The following is a 17,926-nucleotide window of genomic DNA, read 5'->3' as shown; positions in this document are numbered from 1 at the left end:
GGAACCAACCTACCGAACCCGCGCCCGGGGGCCGACAGTCGGCTCGGGAAGATACACCGTGCCGCCCGCAGCGAGGAACTCGCGGCTCTTCTCCCGCATGCCTGCCAGCGCGGCCTGCGCCTCGGCACTGCCGTAGGTGTCACGGATGTCCTGGGAGATGCGCATCGAGCAGAACTTCGGCCCGCACATCGAACAGAAGTGGGCGGTCTTCGCCGGTTCCGCCGGCAGCGTCTCGTCGTGGAACGCCTCGGCGGTCTCCGGATCGAGGCCGAGGGCGAACTGATCGCGCCACCGGAACTCGAACCGTGCCTTCGACAGTGCATCGTCTCTGGCAGTCGCGCCTGGGTGGCCCTTCGCAACATCGGCGGCGTGAGCGGCGATCTTGTAGGTGATGACCCCGGTCTTGACGTCGTCGCGGTCGGGCAGGCCGAGGTGCTCCTTCGGGGTGACGTAGCAGAGCATCGCCGTGCCGTAGCGGGCGATTTCGGTCGCCCCGATCGCCGAAGTGATGTGATCGTAGCCGGGTGCGATGTCAGTCACGAGCGGACCCAAGGTGTAGAAGGGGGCGCCGTGGCAGAGCTTCTGCTGGCGTTCGACGTTCTCGCGCACCAGGTGGAGCGGAATGTGCCCAGGGCCTTCGACCATGACCTGGACGTCGTGGGCCCACGCGCGTTCGGTGAGTTCGGCGAGGGTGTCGAGCTCGGCGAACTGGGCGGCGTCGTTGGCATCGGCGATCGAGCCCGGCCGCAGCCCGTCGCCGAGTGAGAACGCGACGTCGTAGCGGGCGAAGATCTCGCAGAGTTCGTCGAAGTGGGTGTAGAGGAAGTTCTCCTCATGGTGGGCTAAGCACCAGCCAGCCATGATGGAGCCTCCGCGGGAGACCATCCCGGTGACCCTGTTGGCCGTGAGCGGCACGTAGCGCAGCAGCACGCCGGCATGGACGGTCATGTAGTCCACGCCCTGCTCGCACTGCTCAATGACGGTGTCCCGATAGATCTCCCAGGTCAGAGCGTTCGCCTCGCCGTCGACCTTCTCCAGGGCCTGGTAGATCGGGACGGTGCCGATGGGGATGGGGGAGTTGCGGATGATCCACTCTCGGGTGGTGTGGATGTCGTTTCCGGTCGAGAGGTCCATGAGGGTGTCGGCACCCCACTTCGCGGCCCATCGCAGCTTCTGCACCTCCTCGGCGATGGAGCTGGTGACCGCGGAATTGCCGATGTTCGCGTTGATTTTCACAAGGAAGGCCTTGCCGATGATCATCGGTTCGGACTCGGGATGGTTGATGTTGTTCGGGATGATCGCGCGGCCGGCGGCGAGCTCCGAGCGGACGAGCTCGACATCGCACTGCTCGCGCAGGGCGACGAAGCGCATCTCCGGGGTGATGATGCCTTCCCGGGCGTAGTGCATCTGGGTCACGGTCCGGCCGGGCTTGGCCCGGAGTGGGACCGGTTTGCGACCCCTCCACTGCTGTGAGGGCGCTCCGCGGCGCACGGCAGCGCGACCGTCATCGGCGATGCGGTGTCCGCGGGCGGCGTAGGTTTCGGTGTCGAGGCGGCCCTCGATCCAGGGGAACCGCAGTGCCGGCAGTCCTTCCTCGGGGACGCTGCCAGGGCCGACGGTGCGGTAGACGTGGACGGGAGCGTTGGTCCGTCCGTCGGAGTCCTCGAGTTCGATGCGGGTGACGGGAACGCGGATGTCGTGCTCGGCATCCTCGAGCCACGCCGGAGAATGCGTCGGATACTGCTCGATCGTGAAATCGTTCGTGGAGTTCTTCGCATTGGGCACGGTGGCCGAAGCCGTGGCAGGGACAGGTGTTTCAGGGGTGAACGCAGTCATCTGCAGTCCTCGCTTCCTACGCCGGTATCAACCGGATCAGGTTCTACGGTCTCGGACGATCCAGTCCGATCTCAGCCCTTCTGCAGGGCTCCCGTGGGGTCGTGCAATTCGTATCACGTCGACAGCGGTGAGGACAAACCCCGCCGAGGCGGGGGTGCTTCCACGGAGGGTGCCTCCACGGAGGACAACAGCTCCAGCGAAACGACGCTGCCGCATCAGTTCTGCAGGAGCATCAGCCTTGGAGGAACGTCGTCGCGGCTCTGCCGAGGGCGACGACATCGGCGACCGCGACCATTTCGCGGGCCGAATGCATCGAATACAGGGCCGGGCCCACGTCGACGGTCGTCATGCCCAGGCGTGTCGCCGTGAGCGGACCGATTGTCGACCCGCACGGCATCGCATTGTTCGACACGAAGTCTTGGTAGTCGACGCCGGCGGCCGTGCACGCCCGCGACCACACTGCGGTGCCCACAGCATCCGTGGCGTACCGCTGCTGAGCGTTGAGTTTGAGCAGCGGACCGCCGCCGAGGCGGGGACGCACATGCGGATCATGGCGTTCCGGATAGTTCGGGTGAGCGGCATGCCCGGCGTCCGATGACACGCACACCGATGCCGCCAGCGACGCCAGATAGTCGCTGCGCGTCGAGTCCGGCAGCAGAGAGGCGATGATGCGTTCGGTGACATCGGCGAGGAACGGTCCGCACGCACCGGAGCGTGAGTTCGACCCGATCTCCTCGTGGTCGAAGGCGGCGAAGAGCGCAATGCCTTCGACCGAGTCGGCGTCGAGACTCGTCAGTGCAGTGACCCCGGCATGGACGGACAGAAGGTTGTCCAACCTCGGCGAGGCGAAGAACTCCTCACGTGCACCGAAAAGCGCCGGCTCCTGGGTGGGGACGGTGTACACGTCGTGACCGACCACCGCCTCGGGATCGACCTCGGCGGAAGCGGCGAGCAGTTCGATGACGTCGGCCTCGGCGAGATCGGCCAAGCCGATCACGGGAGCGGTGTGACGCTGCTTGTCCAAGGCCAGACCGTCATTGACCTGCCGGTCGAGGTGGATTGCCAGCTGCGGAATGCGCGCGATCGGACCGGTGCGGGCGAGCACGACCCGGCCGTCGGCGAGGCTGAGGCGACCGGCGAACGCGAGTTCCCGGTCGAGCCAGGAATTCAGCAGCGGACCGCCGTAGATCTCCACTCCGACCTGGCGCATGCCCTCGGCGGTGTATTCGTCCCCGGGTTTGAGTTTGAAGGCCGGGGAATCCGTGTGGGATCCGAACACGCGGAACCCGGGGACTGCCTCGGCGGTGGTCGTGGGATTCATCCACGCGATGATCGCACCGTCGCGGACGACGAAATGGCCGGATCCGGGCGTCAACGCCCATGCGCTCGCCTCATCGAGGCGGGAGAAACCGGCCTGCTCCAAACGGGCGGCTGCGGTGGCTACGGCGTGGTAGGAGCTGGGGGAGGCACTGACGAAGTCGCCGAGGTCGGCCGCTGTCTGCGCGGCGACAACCGGGTCCGGGTGTGATTCACTCATTTCCCCAGCCTATCGTTTGCGGTAGTTTGGATGACAAGGAACAAGGCCTCAGGCACCGGTCAGACATCGGTTCCGAGGGTAAGGCGGCGGCAGGGATCCTGCGCCCGCAACAGCAACGGCAAGGAGTGTTCGACGTGAACCAGTTCGTGACGGAGTGGAACACCTGGCGCGACTCACGGAACTCGGCACTGGCGAAACCGTTCGGCTGGCTCAGCGTCGTCGGACTGCACTGGCTCGACGTCGAGTCCACCTGGCCCGATGCCCCCGGCACCTTCACCGTCGAGGACGGCTGGGTCACCGTCGCCCTCGACTCCGGAATCAATGCCGGTCCCGCTGCCGAGACCTTCGACCTGCTGAGCCAAGCCGCCGGCGGCGGTGCGGGTGCCGGGACAGGCGGCGGTGCGGTCCGAGCGACGAGCCCCTCGGTGCCCAGCGACACCTCGACCCTGCCTGCTGTGACAGACCACGCCGCCACAGGAGCTTCTGCCGCTGACAACGCCTCCGCAGATGCCGGTGCGGCCGAGGCCGGAACCGCGGGTCATGACTCGGCCCCAGCCCGACCGCAGGTGCGTGTCGAGGACAACGGCTTCACCGCGAAGCTGCCGGCCGGGGGATCGCTCAACTGGTTCACCGTCGGCAATGTCCTCTACGAGCTCATCGACCGGGGCGGCCGCCTCGGTGTGCGTGTGCGCGATTCGAAATCGCCGCTGCTGGGCAAATTCTTCGAAGTCCCGGTCTTCGACCCGAACCCAGACTTCGTCTTCCTCGCCCGGTTCACCCGGTTCGACCCGTTCCCGACCCATACGATCGAAACCGCGCAGGAGGATCTGCAGCTGCAGACCCAAGCCGCGGGAACCGTGACCTTCGAAACTCAGCAGGGCGAGGTCACACTGCTTGCCACCGGGTGCCCGAAGACCGGGCTCCACCTGGACTTCCACGATGGAACGAACGGGGCAACCACTTCGGCGTGGCGGACGATCGACCTCGGAGTGCCGAATCAGGACGGCTCGCTCGTCATCGATTTCAACCGCGCGGTCAACTACCCCTTCGCGTTCACCTCGTTCGCGACCTGCCCCGCCCCGATCGAGGGCAACGTCGTGCCCTTCGAGGTCACGGCGGGTGAGCGGCGTCCCCCGTTCTTCTTCTCGGAAGCCGGGATCAACGTGCCGTTCCTGTTCTACGTGTGGTGGGACGAAGAGAGCGCCGAGGTGACCCGGCCCTGGTACTCCCGGTTCGGCCTCGACATCACGGTCCTCAACCCGAACCACGATGACGGTCGGGTCTCGCTCGTCGGCTTCGACGGAGTCGCGATGTCCGGCGGCGACCTCAGCCCGCTGGGGCGCAAGGCCCGATCGCGGCTCATCGACGTCGCCACCGAAGCGCTGACCTCACGGATCCCGGTCATCGGCATCGGAGCGTACTCGGCGTTCGTCATTCAGGCCCAGCGGGAACTGCGCTCGCAGCAGGGCTACAACGACGGCATCGAGGTCGAATACCAGGCGCCGGACGATCGTCTGCTCATCGTGATGAATAACGAACTCGAACCGCAGCAGGCCGGGTTCGATGTCGTCCACACCGACGCCAGTGGGCTGCTGTATGTGGAGATGCCCTTCGACATTCCGCTCGAATCCGAGCTCACCGAGGTCGAGGATTTCGAAGCCGCGCTGCAGGCCGACGCTCCGATCACCAGCTGGCAGGAATTCGACTTCCGCATGGTCCACCTCATCCGCGGCCACCGCTGACCACCCCCAGAACTACCTGACAGCGGCCCAGCAACTTCGCGCGAGGTTGCTGGGCCGCCGTCAGGTAGCAATGGGAGGGGGAGTGGTTACCAGATGGTCACGCGCTCCTCGGGAGCCAGGTACATGCCGTCGCTTTCGCTGACGCCGTAGGTGTCGTGGAAGGCCGTCATGTTCTTCACGACCTGATTGCAGCGGAACTCCTCCGGCGAATGGGGGTCGATCGAGAGCCTGCGGACGCGCTCCTCGGTGCGCATCTTCGACCGCCACGCTTTCGCCCAGGCTTCGAAGAACGCCTTCGCCTGCTCCGGGCTCGGCGCCACTGGCACACCGGGAGTCCCGGCCCGCTCACCGAGTTCGAGTTCGAGAGCCTTCCACCCGATCGACAGACCGCCGAGGTCACCGATGTTCTCCCCGACCGTCAGCGCCCCGTTGACATGCTGGGCGTCATCGAGACCGGCCGGAACCAGTGCCTCGTACTGGGCGATGAGCGCGTTCGTGCGCTCCTCAAAACGCTCCCGATCCTCCGACGTCCACCAGTCGACGAGGTTGCCGTCCCCGTCGTAGCGCGAACCCTGATCGTCGAAGCCGTGCCCGATCTCGTGACCGATGACCGCACCGATCGCCCCGAAGTTCGCCGCCACATCACCTGCGGCATCGAAGAACGGCGGCTGGAGGATCGCGGCGGGGAAGACGATCTCGTTCATCACCGGGTGGAAGTAGGCGTTGACCGTCTGCGGGGTCATCAGCCATTCGGTCCGGTCGATGCCTCCGCCGATGCGGCGCACCTGCCGCACGTGTTCGGCCTGGGCGCAGCGGCGGACGTTGCCCACCAGATCCGAGGAATCGATCGCGGCCGGGTACTCCCGCCACACCTCGGGATAGCCGACCTTCGGGGTGAACTTCGAGAGCTTGACCAGCGCACGGTCCTTCGTCTCCTCGCTCATCCAGTCGAGCTCGCGGATCGACTTGTCGTAGGCCTTGATGAGCATGCCCACGAGGTGGTCGATGGCTTCCTTGGCTTCGGGCGGGAACTCGGCGGCGACATAGAGTTTGCCGACGGCCTCGCCGAGGAGGGACTCGACGAGCCCGACCCCGCGCTTCCAGCGTTCCCGCAGCGCCGGCGTGCCCGAGAGCGTGCGGGCGTTGAAGTCGAAGTTCTCCTCGACGAATTCATCGGCCAGCAGGGACGCGGTGTCGGAGACGACGACGAAGCGCAGCCAGGTCTTGAGGGTGTCGATATCGGTCTCGGCCCACACCTTGGCCATGCCGGTGACGAAGGACGGCTGAGAGACCACGAGGTATTTGAGGTCGGTGGCTTCGGCAGTGAGCAGCCCCAAATAGGAGTCGAAGTCGAACTCCGGGCCGAGGTCGCGCAGTTCGGCGATCGAGTACTTGTTGTAGGTCTTCTCGGCGTCGCGGCAGGCCACCCGGTCCCAGTGGTGGCGGGCGATCTCGGTTTCGAACGCCATGACCTTCGCGGCCACCTCGGCGTCGGAGATCCCGGACTTCTCACCGAGCCCGGCCAAGGCGGACATCTTCTTCACATGGGCGAGGAACTTCGCGCGCACCTCGGCGTGGTCGTCGTTGAAGTAGTAGTCCTCGTCGGGCAGGGAGATGCCGGCCTGGACGAGGTAGAGGGCGTAGACGTCGGAGTCCTTCGCATCGGCGGTGACGTACCCGCCGAGCACTCCGCCGATGCCTTCGATCTCGAGCCGGGCCAGCAGGGCCGCGAGCTCGGACTTGTCCTCGGCGGCGTCGATGGCGGTGAACGTCGAGTCCAGCGGGGTCACACCGAGTTCGTTGATGCGGTCGACGTCCATGAACGAGGTGAAGAGGTCCGCGACCTTCTGGCCCTCGGAACCGGGTTCCTGTGGGGCGTCGGAGACGGCGGTGATGATGTCGCGGACCTTGGTCTCGGCGGTGTCGAAGAGCTCGCGCATGGCACCGTCGCCGGCCCGGTCGTCGGGGATGGTGAACGCGTCGATCCACTCGCCGTTGATGTTGCGGTACAGGTCGTCCTGAGGGCGCACCGAGGCGGAAGAAGTTTCAGAAGTCATGGTGCAACAGTATCGTGATCAGCAGGGGTTCTGCGCTGGAGTTTCCGACGTCGTCCGTCGGTCGGCCGCCCGCCGCAGATCGTTGAGGAGGAACGAATGAGTATGGCATCCGTCGTGTTCGTGTGCACCGGCAATATCTGCCGCTCGGTGACGGCCGAACGCGTGCTCGAGCACCATCTGAGGATCAACGGCACCGAGGCGGTCGTCGATTCCGCCGGAATCAGCGACGAGGAGGCCGGCAATCCCATCGACCCACGTCAGGCGCGGGTGCTCGCGGCCGCCGGCTACCGCACCGATGATCACGCCGCTCGACAGATCACGGTCGACTGGCTGGCCGAACGCGATCTGGCCGTGGCGATGACCGCTCGCCACTATCGTGCGCTGCAGCGGCTGATCGAGCAGATCCCCGCCGAGGCGGCCCCGGAGCTGCGGATGCTGCGTGAGTTCGATCCCCGGCTGGCTCCGGACGGGTCCGAAGACGGGTCCGAAAGCGAATCCGTCGGTCGTGGACAGGGCCGCGGGATCAGTGGTGCGGCCGAGCCCGGTGCCCCCGCACCCGATGTGCCGGACCCTTGGTACGGCGAATTAAAGGATTTCGAAGAAACTCTTGAGACAATTGAAGTGTCCGTGCCGGGAATCACCGATCACCTGCACGCTCTGGCCGAGAAGTCTGCGTGATACTGGAAGCAGAATCGCCGATCGATGAACGAACGCCCTGAAGGAGAAACTCTCATGACTCGTACTAAGTGGTCCGCTTTCAAGCTGGGCTTCGCCGCCCTGCTGGTGGCTGCCTTGAGTGTCTTCGCGTTTGCGCCCGCCAGTGCTCACGACCAGCTCGTGTCCTCGAACCCCGAAGACGGGGCGGAACTGGATCAGCAGCCCGAGTGGCTCGAGATGACGTTCTCCGGGAACATCCAAGAGGTCGGCTCCGAAGTCACCGTCGTCGTCGACGGCAAGGACGTCTCGGCCGGTGAGCTCACCGTCGAGGGCAAGAAGCTCAGCGTGGCGCTGCCCGATGACCTCAAACCCGGCGACTATGAGGTGACCTGGCGTGTGGTGTCCCAGGACGGACACCCGATCTCCGGTGACTATGCCTTCACCATCAAGGACTCCGAGGGCGCAGGCGGCGCTGTCGAAGAGTCCACCAAGGCCGGCCTCGGCGGCGGAGTCGTCGACGAACCGGGCAAGGACACCGGAGAGCGCGGTGAGATCGGAGAGGCCAGCGGCAGCGATTCGGGCATGTCGACCCCGATGATCGTGCTGCTCTCCGTCGGCGGACTCGCGATCATCGTCATCGTCGTCCTGCTCATGCGCCGCAAGGCCCAGGGCCTGCCCGGCACCAAGGGCGATGATTCGAGTTCCGGCCCCGGTCCGAAGAACGACTGAGGTTCGCGGCACAGCGACACTCATCTGACGAACCGATGGCCGAGGCCCCGGAGGCGAGAGCTTCCGGGGCCTCGCTGCATCGTCGGACCGTTTGCGTGCGGGACTCGACCGGCGCGGGGGCCGCGGAATAGAACCGGACCGGGACGCTGTTGTCCTACAGGGCTGATCGCCTCACCGAGCATCGACGTCCGATCGCTCGCCACCACCCAGCTGACCGAAGGACGGCATCACATTGTCCATTCCTCTCAACATCCTCGACCTCGTCTCCATCCGTGAGGGATCCACGGCCCGCGAGGCCATCGCGAATTCGATGTCGACCGCCGCGCTCGCCGATGAGCTGGGCTACTCACGCCTCTGGTTCGCCGAGCACCACAACACGATGGGTTTGGCTGCCAGCGCCACGGCACTGCTCATCTCTCAGGCCGCCTCGGCGACGGAGAGGATCCGAGTGGGATCCGGCGGTGTGATGCTGCCCAACCACGCGCCGCTCATGGTCGCCGAGCAGTACGGAACCCTGGCGAACATCCATGGCGATCGCATCGACCTGGGCCTGGGGCGCGCCCCCGGCACGGACGGCATGACGGCCCAGGCGCTGAGCCGTTCCTCGGCCGAACCGCAGTCCTTCGCGCAGAACATCTACGACCTGCAGGGTTGGTTCAGCGAACGGGGTCAGGCCTACAGCGCGCCGATCAAGTCGGCTGTCTCGGCCGGAACGGACGTTCCGATCTGGGTGCTCGGGTCGACGATGAATGGGGCGTCGATCGCCGGTCAGCTGGGGCTGCCGTTCTCACTGGCCTCGCACTTCGCTCCCGATCAGATCGACGCGGCGATCAAGGTATACCGTGATTCCTTCACCGCCGATGCCCCGACCGCGCAGATCGACAAGCCCTACGTCATGGCCGGGATCAATGTGATGGTCGCCGACACCGACGCCGAGGCGCAGCGTGAGTTCACCCCGGTCAGGCAGATGTTCGCGGACATCGGCCGGGGACGCAGCCGGCAGCTGCAGCCGCCGGTCGAGCCGAGCGAATTCGCCGCTCAGGGCATGGGCGAGAACCCGATGCTCACGATCAGCGCCGTCGGCTCGCCGGACACCGCGACCGAGCAGATGGCCGAGTTCGTCGAGCGCACCGGTGCCGATGAGCTCATCACCGTCACCTACGCCTACGACACCGAGGTGGGCCAGCGCTCACTGCGCCTGTTGGCTGACGCCTGGTTCTGACTCGGCACCTCACCTCGTGAGCCGCACATGTGCCGCCAGCCCGGTGTCGTCGGCGGCCAGGACTCGTGCGGTGCTGAGGATCATGTCCTCCATCGCCGAGGCGGCCCGAGTCGGTCGCACATCTGCGCGAGTCGCGATGCTCACCGTCCGTGACAGGCTCGGCTCCACCAGTTGGGCCGAGATCAGCTGAGGTCGGTCGACGAGGACCATGGCGGGGACGATCGCCACGCCAACGCCGCGTTCGACGAAGCGCAGCACCGCGTCCATCTCCCCGCCCTCGACGACGACGTTCGGGTGCAGGCCGCTCGATTCGAAGGCCGCCGAGGTGGCCTCCCGCAGGTCGTATCCGTGATGGAACAAAACCTGGGGGAGTGCGGCCACCTCGGCGAGGGTGATCTGGTCGCCGCTGATCAGCGCTCCGTCGGCGGCCGCGATGACGACGAGATCCTCGCCGAGCACTTCCTGCATCTGCAGTCGGGGTGTCTGCGCGTCGAGGTCGACGGTGCGGGTGATGAGCGCGAGGTCGAGCCCGCCGGTACCCAGAGCCTCGATGAGCTCCCGGGAACCCTTCTCGACGAGTTCGAGCTCGACTCCGGGATGCTGATGGTGGAAACGACTGATCGCCTCGGCGACGAGGCTCACGCACAGGGTCGGGGTGGCGCCGAGGCGGATCCGACCGCGGCGCAGACCGGCGAGCTCGTCCATGTCACGGCGGATCGCCTCGGCGTCGGCGAGCATCCGACGGGCCGTCGGCAGCAGGGTCTCACCCGCCGCGGTCAGCGAGATGTGGCCGTGGGCGCGGTGGAAGAGCTCTGCGCCGAGCTCCTTCTCCAGGGTCGAGATCTGACGGCTCAGCGAGGGCTGAGCCAGGTGCAGGGTGGCGGCCGCCTTCGTGAAATGACCGGTGGCGGCGACCTCGACGAAACTCGCCAGCTGTTCCAGATTCATGGCAATAGCGTATCGCTATCAACTCGACTCAAACAATGCATTGGACGTATGTGGTGGGCGCTCTTAGCGTGGAAGCATGACCATTACACAGGGAACAGCACGTCGCAGAGAACGCTCCATCTCCACCTCCGTGCTCGTCATCGGCACCGGTGGATCGGGCCTGCGCGCCGCGATCGAAGTCGCCGAAGCAGGAGGCGATGTCCTCACCGTGGGCAAGCGCCCGAAGGAAGACGCGCACACCTCGCTCGCCGCCGGCGGCATCAACGCCGCACTGGCCACCGTCGACCCCGAGGACACGTGGCAGCAGCACGCGGCCGACACGATCAAGGAATCCTATGACCTCGCCAACCCCCGCACCGTCGAGATCGTCACCCAGGGCGCAGCCGAAGGCATCGCCGACCTGGAGCGATATGGAATGGACTTCGCGAAGGAGGACGACGGTCGGATCTCTCAGCGCTTCTTCGGCGCCCACACCTGGCGCCGCACCGCTTTCGCCGGAGATTACACGGGCCTGGAGATCCAGCGCACCCTCATTCGTCGTGCCGAGGCCCTGAACATCCCGATCCTCGATCGGGTCTACATCACGAAGCTCCTCGTCGCCGATGGTCGCATCTTCGGTGCCTTCGGCTTTGACGTCATCGACGGCACCGCCTACCGCATCCACGCCGACGCTGTCATCCTCGCCGCCGGCGGGCACAACCGCATCTGGCGGCGGACCTCCTCCCGTCGGGATGAGAACACCGGCGATTCGTTCCGCCTGGCCGTCGAGGCCGGAGCGCGTCTGCGCGACGCCGAGCTCGTCCAGTTCCATCCTTCGGGCATCATCGAACCCGAGAATGCCGCGGGCACCCTGGTCTCCGAGGCGGCCCGCGGTGAGGGCGGAATCCTGCGCAACGGCCTGGGAGAGCGGTTCATGGAACGCTACGATCCCGAGCGGATGGAGCTGTCCACTCGTGACCGCGTCGCCCTGGCCGCCTATACGGAGATCGCGGAGGGTCGGGGCACGGAGAACGGAGGCGTCTGGCTCGACGTGTCCCATCTGCCGCGGGAGACGATCATGAACCGGCTGCCGCGCGTGTTCGCCACGCTCATGGAGACGCAGATGCTCGACATCACGGCCAGCCCGATCGAGATCGCTCCGACCGCGCACTACTCGATGGGCGGGGTGTGGGTCGATCCCGTCGATCACAGCACCGATGTCGAGGGGCTGTGGGCCATCGGCGAGGCCTCGTCCGGTCTGCACGGGGCCAACCGCCTCGGCGGCAATTCGCTCATCGAACTCCTCGTCTTCGGTCGGATCGTCGGACGGTCCGCGGTTGCCTACTCCGAGGAGCTCGAAGCACAGGTGCGTTCGCGCGATGCCGTCGCCGAGGCGCGGGCCGAGATCGATGATCTGCTCGCCTCCGATGGCACGGAGAATGTCAGGGCGCTGCAGCGCGAGGTCCGCAACCTCATGACCGAGCATGCCGGCGTGGTCCGTGACGAGGCCGGGCTGCAGGCCGGACTGGAGAAGCTCGCGGGTATCGAGGCTCGGATGGAGAATGTGGGCATCCACCCGGACATCGCCGGCTTCGCCGATCTCTCGCACGCCTTCGATCTCAAGTCCTCGGTGCTCGCGGCCCGGGCGACGCTCGAATGTGCGCTTGAGCGCCGCGAGACCCGTGGCTGCCACAACCGCAGTGACTATCCGGAGCAGGACCCGAGCCTGCAGGTCAACCTCGTGTGGTCGCCGTCGACGGGAGTCGTGCGCGAGGACATCCCGCCCGTCGACCCCGAGGTCGCCGAGCTCATGCACGTCGGCGAGATCAGCCAGGAGGGCAAGCTCGTGGAGTGAGGCTCGCCCGCAACGACCCTCCAGACACACCTGACGGCGGCGCAGCTACCCCGCGCGAGGGTAGCAGTGCCGCCGTCAGGTGTGTCTGTGCGCTGAGGGTCAGCAGATCGACGACAGTTCCCGGCCCGCTGGAAAGTGGGTGGGAGAGTTTGCGGGGGCTTGACCGAACCTCAGAAGAGGTTGGGTGGGCACCCTTGCCGGGGGCTGTGTGTTTGCGCCTTCAGGATCTTGATGCATCTATCAATGCATGCATCTGTTAGCCTGTTGGCGTGAACGAACTGCTGACGCTTCCCTGGCAACGCACCGACGACACCTCCCCGATCGCCTCGCGGATGGCCGCCTGGGCGGCTCGAGAGATCATCGAGCGGCGCTTCGAACCCGGCGAGCTCCTCACCGAGGCTGACCTCGCCGAGGCGCAGAAGGCCAGTCGCACCCCGGCGCGGGAGGCGATGCTCCAGCTCGAGCGGTGGAGACTCGTCCGTCTCGTCCCGAAAAAAGGGGCGATCGTGACGACCGTGACGAGCAGGGAACGACGTGACCTGCTCGCCGTCCGTGCCATGTTCGAGACCGATGCCGTCCAGGAGCTGACTACACGCGGCGGCCTCGAAGCCCTCGCGGTCGACTTGCGGGCTCTCCTCGACGGGCAGCGGCAGGCCGTCGAGGAGGGCGATCCGCTCGACTTCGCGAGCTTCGACTACGCCTTCCACGCCCGACTCATCCGCGGCGGAGGCAACAGCATCGTCGAGGAGCTGCTGACCACGATGGGCCCGAGGCTGGCACGGCTGACCTACCAAGTCGCCACCGACCAGCCGGGCACGCTCGACACCCTCCTGAGCGAGCACGAATGCCTCACCGACTGTGCCGAGCACGGCAGCGCCGAGGAGTTCGGACAGCTCGTTCACGAACACATCGACGCCTCCCATTTCCCGCAGGGGCGACCGCTGTGACCGCCGGGTCCGATGCCGCGACCACCGATTCGACGACCTCGCCGATGGCCTCCGCTTCTCCTGCAGAGACCGCCCAGGTGCAGGCCGACGCCGCTGAACCTCGCGCGCGCCGAGGCGGTGCGTGGCTTCGCGTAGCACCGGCCATGTTCCTCCTTGCCTGGGGCGGCAATCACTTCACCCCGCTCGTGCACATGTACGAAGAGGACGGCGGCTATGCCGTCTGGCAGGCGAACCTGCTCCTGGGAATGTACGTCGGTGGACTGATTCCGGGACTCCTGGTCGCCTCGGCGCTGTCTGATCGTCGCGGACGCAAACCGCTCCTCATCGCCGGAACTGTCGCCGCGATCCTCGGCAGCGTGCTGCTGGGTCTCGGCTTCGACCTCTTCTGGCTGCTGTGCGTGGGCCGAGTGCTCGCCGGTGCTGGAGTCGGCGTTGCGATGTCCGTGGGCACGAGCTGGATCAAGGAACTCTCCGCCCCGCCTTTCGATCACCGGGCCGGCATCACCGCGGGCGCTCGCCGCCCGGCCCTGACCCTGACCTTGGGCTTCGCGCTCGGTGCGGCGGTGACCGGGTGCCTCGCCCAATGGGGGCCACTGCCCGAGGCGACCCCCTACGCGGTCCACACACTGCTGAGCATCATCGCCTTGGTCATCGTTCTCACCGCGCCGGAGTCCCTGGGCGGGGACCGCCGTTCGACCGAACACTGGTGGCGCGGACTGCGGATCCCGCTGGTCGGCCACCGGACCTTCGTGCGACTCATCATCCCCGCCGCCCCGTGGGTCTTCGGCGCCGCCGGCATCGCCTACGCGGTCATGCCCGCCCTCGTGCAGGACACGCTGGGGGAGTGGACGACGCTGTACGCGACAGTGCTCACCGTCGTCACCCTCGGTGCCGGAGCGCTTGTGCAGAACGCCGTTCCCCGGATCAACCGCTGGTCAGGAGGTCGGGCGCTCGTCGTCGGGCTCGGCCTGATGTCGCTCGGGATGGTGCTCGCCGTCGTGGCGGCACTGGTGGCCAGCCCGATCCTTGCCTTCGTCGTGGCCATCGTGCTCGGCATCGCCTACGGCACCTGTGTGGTGGCCGGACTCATCCTCGTCCAGGCCATCGCCGCACCGGACGACCTGGCCGGAATCACCGGCGTCTACTACTCACTGGCCTACTCCGGATTCCTCCTGCCGACAGTGCTCGCCGCACTGCTGCCGGTGATGCCCTACAGCCTGTCGCTGGCAGGGGTGGCCGTGATATGCCTGCTCTGCCTCGCCGCTGTCGCCCGCGCTTCGAGCAGGCGCTGGTGAGCAAGCGCCCGTGGCGAGGATACAACCACGGTGAGCAAGCGTCCGGGGTGTGGGAAAGACCATGGTGAGGGGCGCAGGGGAAGAACTAGGATGAAAACACTTCGCAACCACCTGATAGGGGTCGACATTCATGCTCGGTAATCAACGCACGAAGCCATCACCGGCGGTCAGCGCCTTCATCGACATCATGGGACCGCGCCACGTCCTCACCTCGGCGCGGGCCACTGCTCCCTATGCCAAGGGCAACCGCTTCGGCGGCGGCAGCGTCCTCGCCGTTCTGCGGCCGGGCAGCCTCGTCGATTTGTGGCGGGCCCTGCAGGTCTGCGTCGACGACGACCTCATCGTCATCCCGCAGTCGGCGAACACCGGCCTGACCGGCGGTTCCGGTCCCGGCGCGCAGGATTACGACCGCGAGATCGTCATCATCTCGACCCTGCGCATCAACCAGATCCACCTCATCAACGACGCCCGCGAAGCCGTCTGCCTCGCCGGATCGACGCTGTACGAACTCGACGAGAGGCTCGCCCCACTCGGCCGCGAACCGCACTCGGTCATCGGGTCGTCGTCGATCGGTGCGTCTGTCGTCGGCGGAATTGCCAACAACTCCGGCGGGTCTCAGATCCGAAAAGGTCCGGCATTCACGAAGCATGCGATCTTCGCCCGAGTGACCGAGGAGGGACGGCTGGAACTGGTCAACCACCTCGGCGTGAAGCTCGGTGACGATCCCGCCCACATCCTCGACAAGCTGCAGCGCGGTGACTGGGATCCGGCCGATGTCACGCCCCCTCCAGAGGACACGATGGAGACCGAATACGGCGAGCAGGTGCGCCGGATCGTCGACTCGCCTGCCCGGTTCAACGCGAACCCCGACTATTTGTACGAGGCCTCGGGGTCGGCGGGCAAGCTCATGGTCTTCGCCGTGCGCACCCGCACCTTCCCGAAGATCACGGACGCGACCACGTTCTATGTCGGCACGAACTCCCCGGCCGAGCTCGAAGCGCTGCGCCGCGCGATCCTGACCTCGGACATGCCGCTGCCGATCTCCGGCGAATACATGGGCCGGCCGTCATTCGACCTCGCGGAGAAGTACGGCAAGGACACGTTCGTATCGATCAAGCACGCCGGCAGCCGGGAGCAGATCAGGCTCTTCGCGCTGAAGAACTGGGCCAACGGGGTGTTCGCGAAGCTGCCGTTCTTCGGCGAGACCGTTGCCGACACCATCGCGCAGAACGCGTTCAATCTGCTGCCGCAGCAGCTGCCGAAGCGCATGCTCGAGTACCGCGACCGATTCGAACACCACCTGCTGCTCGTCGTCAGCGGCGAGGAGAAGGCGCGGATGGGTGCGTTCCTCGACGACTTCTTCGCCGAGGCGGCCCACCACGGTGCGTACTTCGTCTGCGATGCCGATGAGGCTCAGTCCGCGATGCTCCACCGGTTCGGTGCTGCGAGTGCGGCCACCCGTTACTTCAACCTCAACCGCGAGGACTCCTCGGACATGATCACCTTCGACGTCGCGCTGCGCCGTGATGACGAGGACTGGCTCGAGGTGCTGCCGGACGAGATCGCCGACCAGCTGCACATCAGCTCCTACTACGGCCACTTCTTCTGCCACGTCTTCCACCAAGACCATGTGGCGAAGAAGGGTGTTGATCCGGTGGCGCTGAAGAAGCAGATGACGGCGCTGCTCGAGGAGCGCGGTGCGGCCGTGCCCGCCGAGCACAATTTCGGTCGGCTCTATCAGGTGCCTTCGAAGATGGAGGCTCACTTCAAGGAACTCGACCCCTGCAACGTCTTCAACCCCGGAGTCGGAGAGACCTCGCCGAAGAAGAACTGGGCCTGAGCTCGGCTTCCCGCGCGTTCCTCGCATTCGTGCCGGCCTGCGCTGCCCTCGCGTCCGTGGCCACTCGCGCTTACGGTGCGTCCCTCGCCGCAAACAGCAAAACACCCCGGTGCGCCGGGGTGTTTTCGCGTGAACGATGAGGGATGCTCAGGCAGCAGTGCGAAGTGTCACTTCCGCGACGGTGTGCCGCTGGCAGTGAAGTGATGCCCACTGACCGCCCGACTGCCGGTTGAACGGATGCCCACACCACCGAGGCGGTCAGTCCTCGTCTTCGATGTCAGCAGCTGCGGCCGCCTCGGCGCGGGCCTGCTTGATCTTGCGTGTGCGAGAGATCGTCGTGAGGGTGATCGTAGCGATGAAGCCGACCGCCGCACCGATCACGATGGCGTACATGCTGGTTGGGGCGCCGAATGTGGCGCTCGTTCTCATGCCGGCATCGATGAGCGGCCGGCCTTCGCTCATGTGGAAGACAATCGCACCGACCCAGACGATGGCGAACACCGCGCCGACGATGTTGCCGACGATCAGCCGTTTCGGTGAGACGCGGGCCATCGACATCGAGAAATCCACATTCTCGCGCTTGCAGTAGCCCGAAACGACGCTGCTGGTCGCGATGGAGCCGAGGATGATGAACGCGCTCCACACTCCCGCGCCGAGAACGGCGAAGATGAGGCCGAGCGCGAAGAACACGTAGGTGGAGACGACTGCCCCCAACGTATACGCGCGCAGGATGACGTCGCGCTCGCGTTCATCGCCCATGGACGGGTCGTTGAAGCCGGCGATCTTGTCGGCGAGTTCGTTGCCGCGATGCTTCTTGTTGCTGATGTTGCTCATGGGGCTTCCTCCTGCAGTGAGAAGATCTCTTCGACAGTGGTGTTCAGCGTGCGGCTGATCCGTATGGCCAGGTAGACGCTTGGGGCGTAGTCGCCCTTTTCTGTGGCGATGATCGTCTGCCGTGATACTCCGGTCAGTTGTGCCAGTTGGGCTTGGGTGAGCCCGGATGCCTTGCGAACCTGTTTGAGGTTCGAGGTCTGTACTTCCATGGGGCTCCTTGGTGTCAACTTCGTTTTACATTTCAAAGTGAAGCATGGTTGACATTATGGTGTCAATGATCTTTGACATCGCCGAGGTGGTTCTGGCGTTCCGTGCCGCGTACCGGGCATTTCGCGGCGGTCTTTGCGCATAACCTCTCGTTGACGCGAAAACACCGCGGTGCATCAGGGCGTTTTCACGCTCGCGGTGATGGGTGATCAGGCGGGTATGAAGTGACGCGGCCGCGAGG

Annotated in this window: 14 protein-coding genes and 1 riboswitch; of the genes, 8 read left to right on the top strand and 6 right to left on the bottom strand. The window is 66.0% G+C overall.

The window, feature by feature from the left end:
• Window positions 1-9: 9 nt before the first annotated feature.
• Both thiC and ACQE2J_RS17650 read right to left on the bottom strand, forming a co-directional pair.
• Window positions 10-1,836 (bottom strand): phosphomethylpyrimidine synthase ThiC, encoded by a 1,827-nt coding sequence (thiC, locus tag ACQE2J_RS17655; protein WP_240689940.1) that lies wholly within the window; start codon window positions 1,834-1,836, stop codon window positions 10-12.
• A riboswitch (TPP riboswitch) is annotated at window positions 1,832-1,940 on the bottom strand. (Overlaps the previous gene by 5 nt.)
• A gap of 128 nt (window positions 1,941-2,068) precedes the next feature.
• Complete coding sequence (locus tag ACQE2J_RS17650; protein WP_135540751.1) at window positions 2,069-3,373, bottom strand: M18 family aminopeptidase; 1,305 nt, start codon at window positions 3,371-3,373, stop codon at window positions 2,069-2,071.
• Window positions 3,374-3,507: 134 nt separating this feature from the next.
• On the opposite strand from ACQE2J_RS17650, the gene ACQE2J_RS17645 reads away from it, so the two are divergent.
• Entirely contained in the window at window positions 3,508-5,115 is a 1,608-nt protein-coding gene (locus tag ACQE2J_RS17645; RefSeq protein WP_240689941.1) for a DUF1684 domain-containing protein, read from the top strand.
• An 86-nt stretch (window positions 5,116-5,201) separates the two neighbouring features.
• Here the strand turns inward: ACQE2J_RS17645 and ACQE2J_RS17640 are convergent, their stop codons facing one another.
• Window positions 5,202-7,172 carry a M13 family metallopeptidase gene (locus tag ACQE2J_RS17640; protein ID WP_135540753.1) on the bottom strand — a complete coding sequence of 657 codons (1,971 nt, stop codon included), beginning with the start codon at window positions 7,170-7,172 and terminating at the stop codon, window positions 5,202-5,204.
• A 96-nt stretch (window positions 7,173-7,268) separates the two neighbouring features.
• Here ACQE2J_RS17640 and ACQE2J_RS17635 point away from each other — a divergent pair, with 96 nt between their 5' ends.
• The 3 genes from ACQE2J_RS17635 to ACQE2J_RS17625 all read left to right on the top strand — a co-directional run bounded on the left by ACQE2J_RS17635 (window position 7,269) and on the right by ACQE2J_RS17625 (window position 9,780).
• Complete coding sequence (locus tag ACQE2J_RS17635) at window positions 7,269-7,850, top strand: low molecular weight protein-tyrosine-phosphatase (RefSeq protein WP_135540755.1); 582 nt, start codon at window positions 7,269-7,271, stop codon at window positions 7,848-7,850.
• Window positions 7,851-7,904: 54 nt separating this feature from the next.
• Complete coding sequence (locus ACQE2J_RS17630) at window positions 7,905-8,558, top strand: copper resistance CopC family protein (protein ID WP_135540757.1); 654 nt, start codon at window positions 7,905-7,907, stop codon at window positions 8,556-8,558.
• Window positions 8,559-8,790: 232 nt separating this feature from the next.
• A complete protein-coding gene (locus ACQE2J_RS17625; RefSeq protein WP_135540758.1) occupies window positions 8,791-9,780 on the top strand; it encodes an LLM class flavin-dependent oxidoreductase in 990 nt (329 codons plus the stop codon).
• A 9-nt stretch (window positions 9,781-9,789) separates the two neighbouring features.
• Here the strand turns inward: ACQE2J_RS17625 and ACQE2J_RS17620 are convergent, their stop codons facing one another.
• Window positions 9,790-10,728 carry a LysR family transcriptional regulator gene (locus tag ACQE2J_RS17620; RefSeq protein WP_135540760.1) on the bottom strand — a complete coding sequence of 313 codons (939 nt, stop codon included), beginning with the start codon at window positions 10,726-10,728 and terminating at the stop codon, window positions 9,790-9,792.
• Between the two features lie 76 nt (window positions 10,729-10,804).
• Between ACQE2J_RS17620 and ACQE2J_RS17615 the strand changes: the two genes are divergently transcribed.
• The 4 genes from ACQE2J_RS17615 (at window position 10,805) to dld (ending at window position 16,644) form a co-directional block, all read left to right on the top strand.
• Window positions 10,805-12,562 (top strand): FAD-binding protein, encoded by a 1,758-nt coding sequence (locus ACQE2J_RS17615; protein ID WP_135540762.1) that lies wholly within the window; start codon window positions 10,805-10,807, stop codon window positions 12,560-12,562.
• 269 nt (window positions 12,563-12,831) lie between these two features.
• Window positions 12,832-13,509: a GntR family transcriptional regulator gene (locus ACQE2J_RS17610; protein WP_135540764.1), complete on the top strand. Its 678-nt coding sequence runs from the start codon at window positions 12,832-12,834 to the stop codon at window positions 13,507-13,509.
• Entirely contained in the window at window positions 13,506-14,804 is a 1,299-nt protein-coding gene (locus ACQE2J_RS17605) for an MFS transporter (RefSeq protein ID WP_240689942.1), read from the top strand. Before ACQE2J_RS17610 ends, ACQE2J_RS17605 begins: the two co-directional genes overlap by 4 nt.
• A gap of 130 nt (window positions 14,805-14,934) precedes the next feature.
• Window positions 14,935-16,644, top strand: coding sequence for a D-lactate dehydrogenase (gene dld, locus ACQE2J_RS17600; protein WP_135540766.1), 1,710 nt, complete (start codon window positions 14,935-14,937; stop codon window positions 16,642-16,644).
• Window positions 16,645-16,902: 258 nt separating this feature from the next.
• On the opposite strand, the gene ACQE2J_RS17595 is transcribed toward dld, so the two are convergent.
• Window positions 16,903-17,478 carry a hypothetical protein gene (locus ACQE2J_RS17595; RefSeq protein ID WP_426936762.1) on the bottom strand — a complete coding sequence of 192 codons (576 nt, stop codon included), beginning with the start codon at window positions 17,476-17,478 and terminating at the stop codon, window positions 16,903-16,905.
• Window positions 17,475-17,687 (bottom strand): helix-turn-helix transcriptional regulator, encoded by a 213-nt coding sequence (locus tag ACQE2J_RS17590; RefSeq protein WP_135542524.1) that lies wholly within the window; start codon window positions 17,685-17,687, stop codon window positions 17,475-17,477. The genes ACQE2J_RS17595 and ACQE2J_RS17590 overlap by 4 nt, the downstream gene beginning before the upstream one ends.
• Window positions 17,688-17,926: the final 239 nt, after the last annotated feature.

It is taken from the genome of Brevibacterium sp. LE-L, from assembly GCF_050214925.1.
Classification (GTDB): Bacteria; Actinomycetota; Actinomycetes; order Actinomycetales; family Brevibacteriaceae; genus Brevibacterium.
This window is presented reverse-complemented; position numbering and strand designations above follow the sequence as displayed.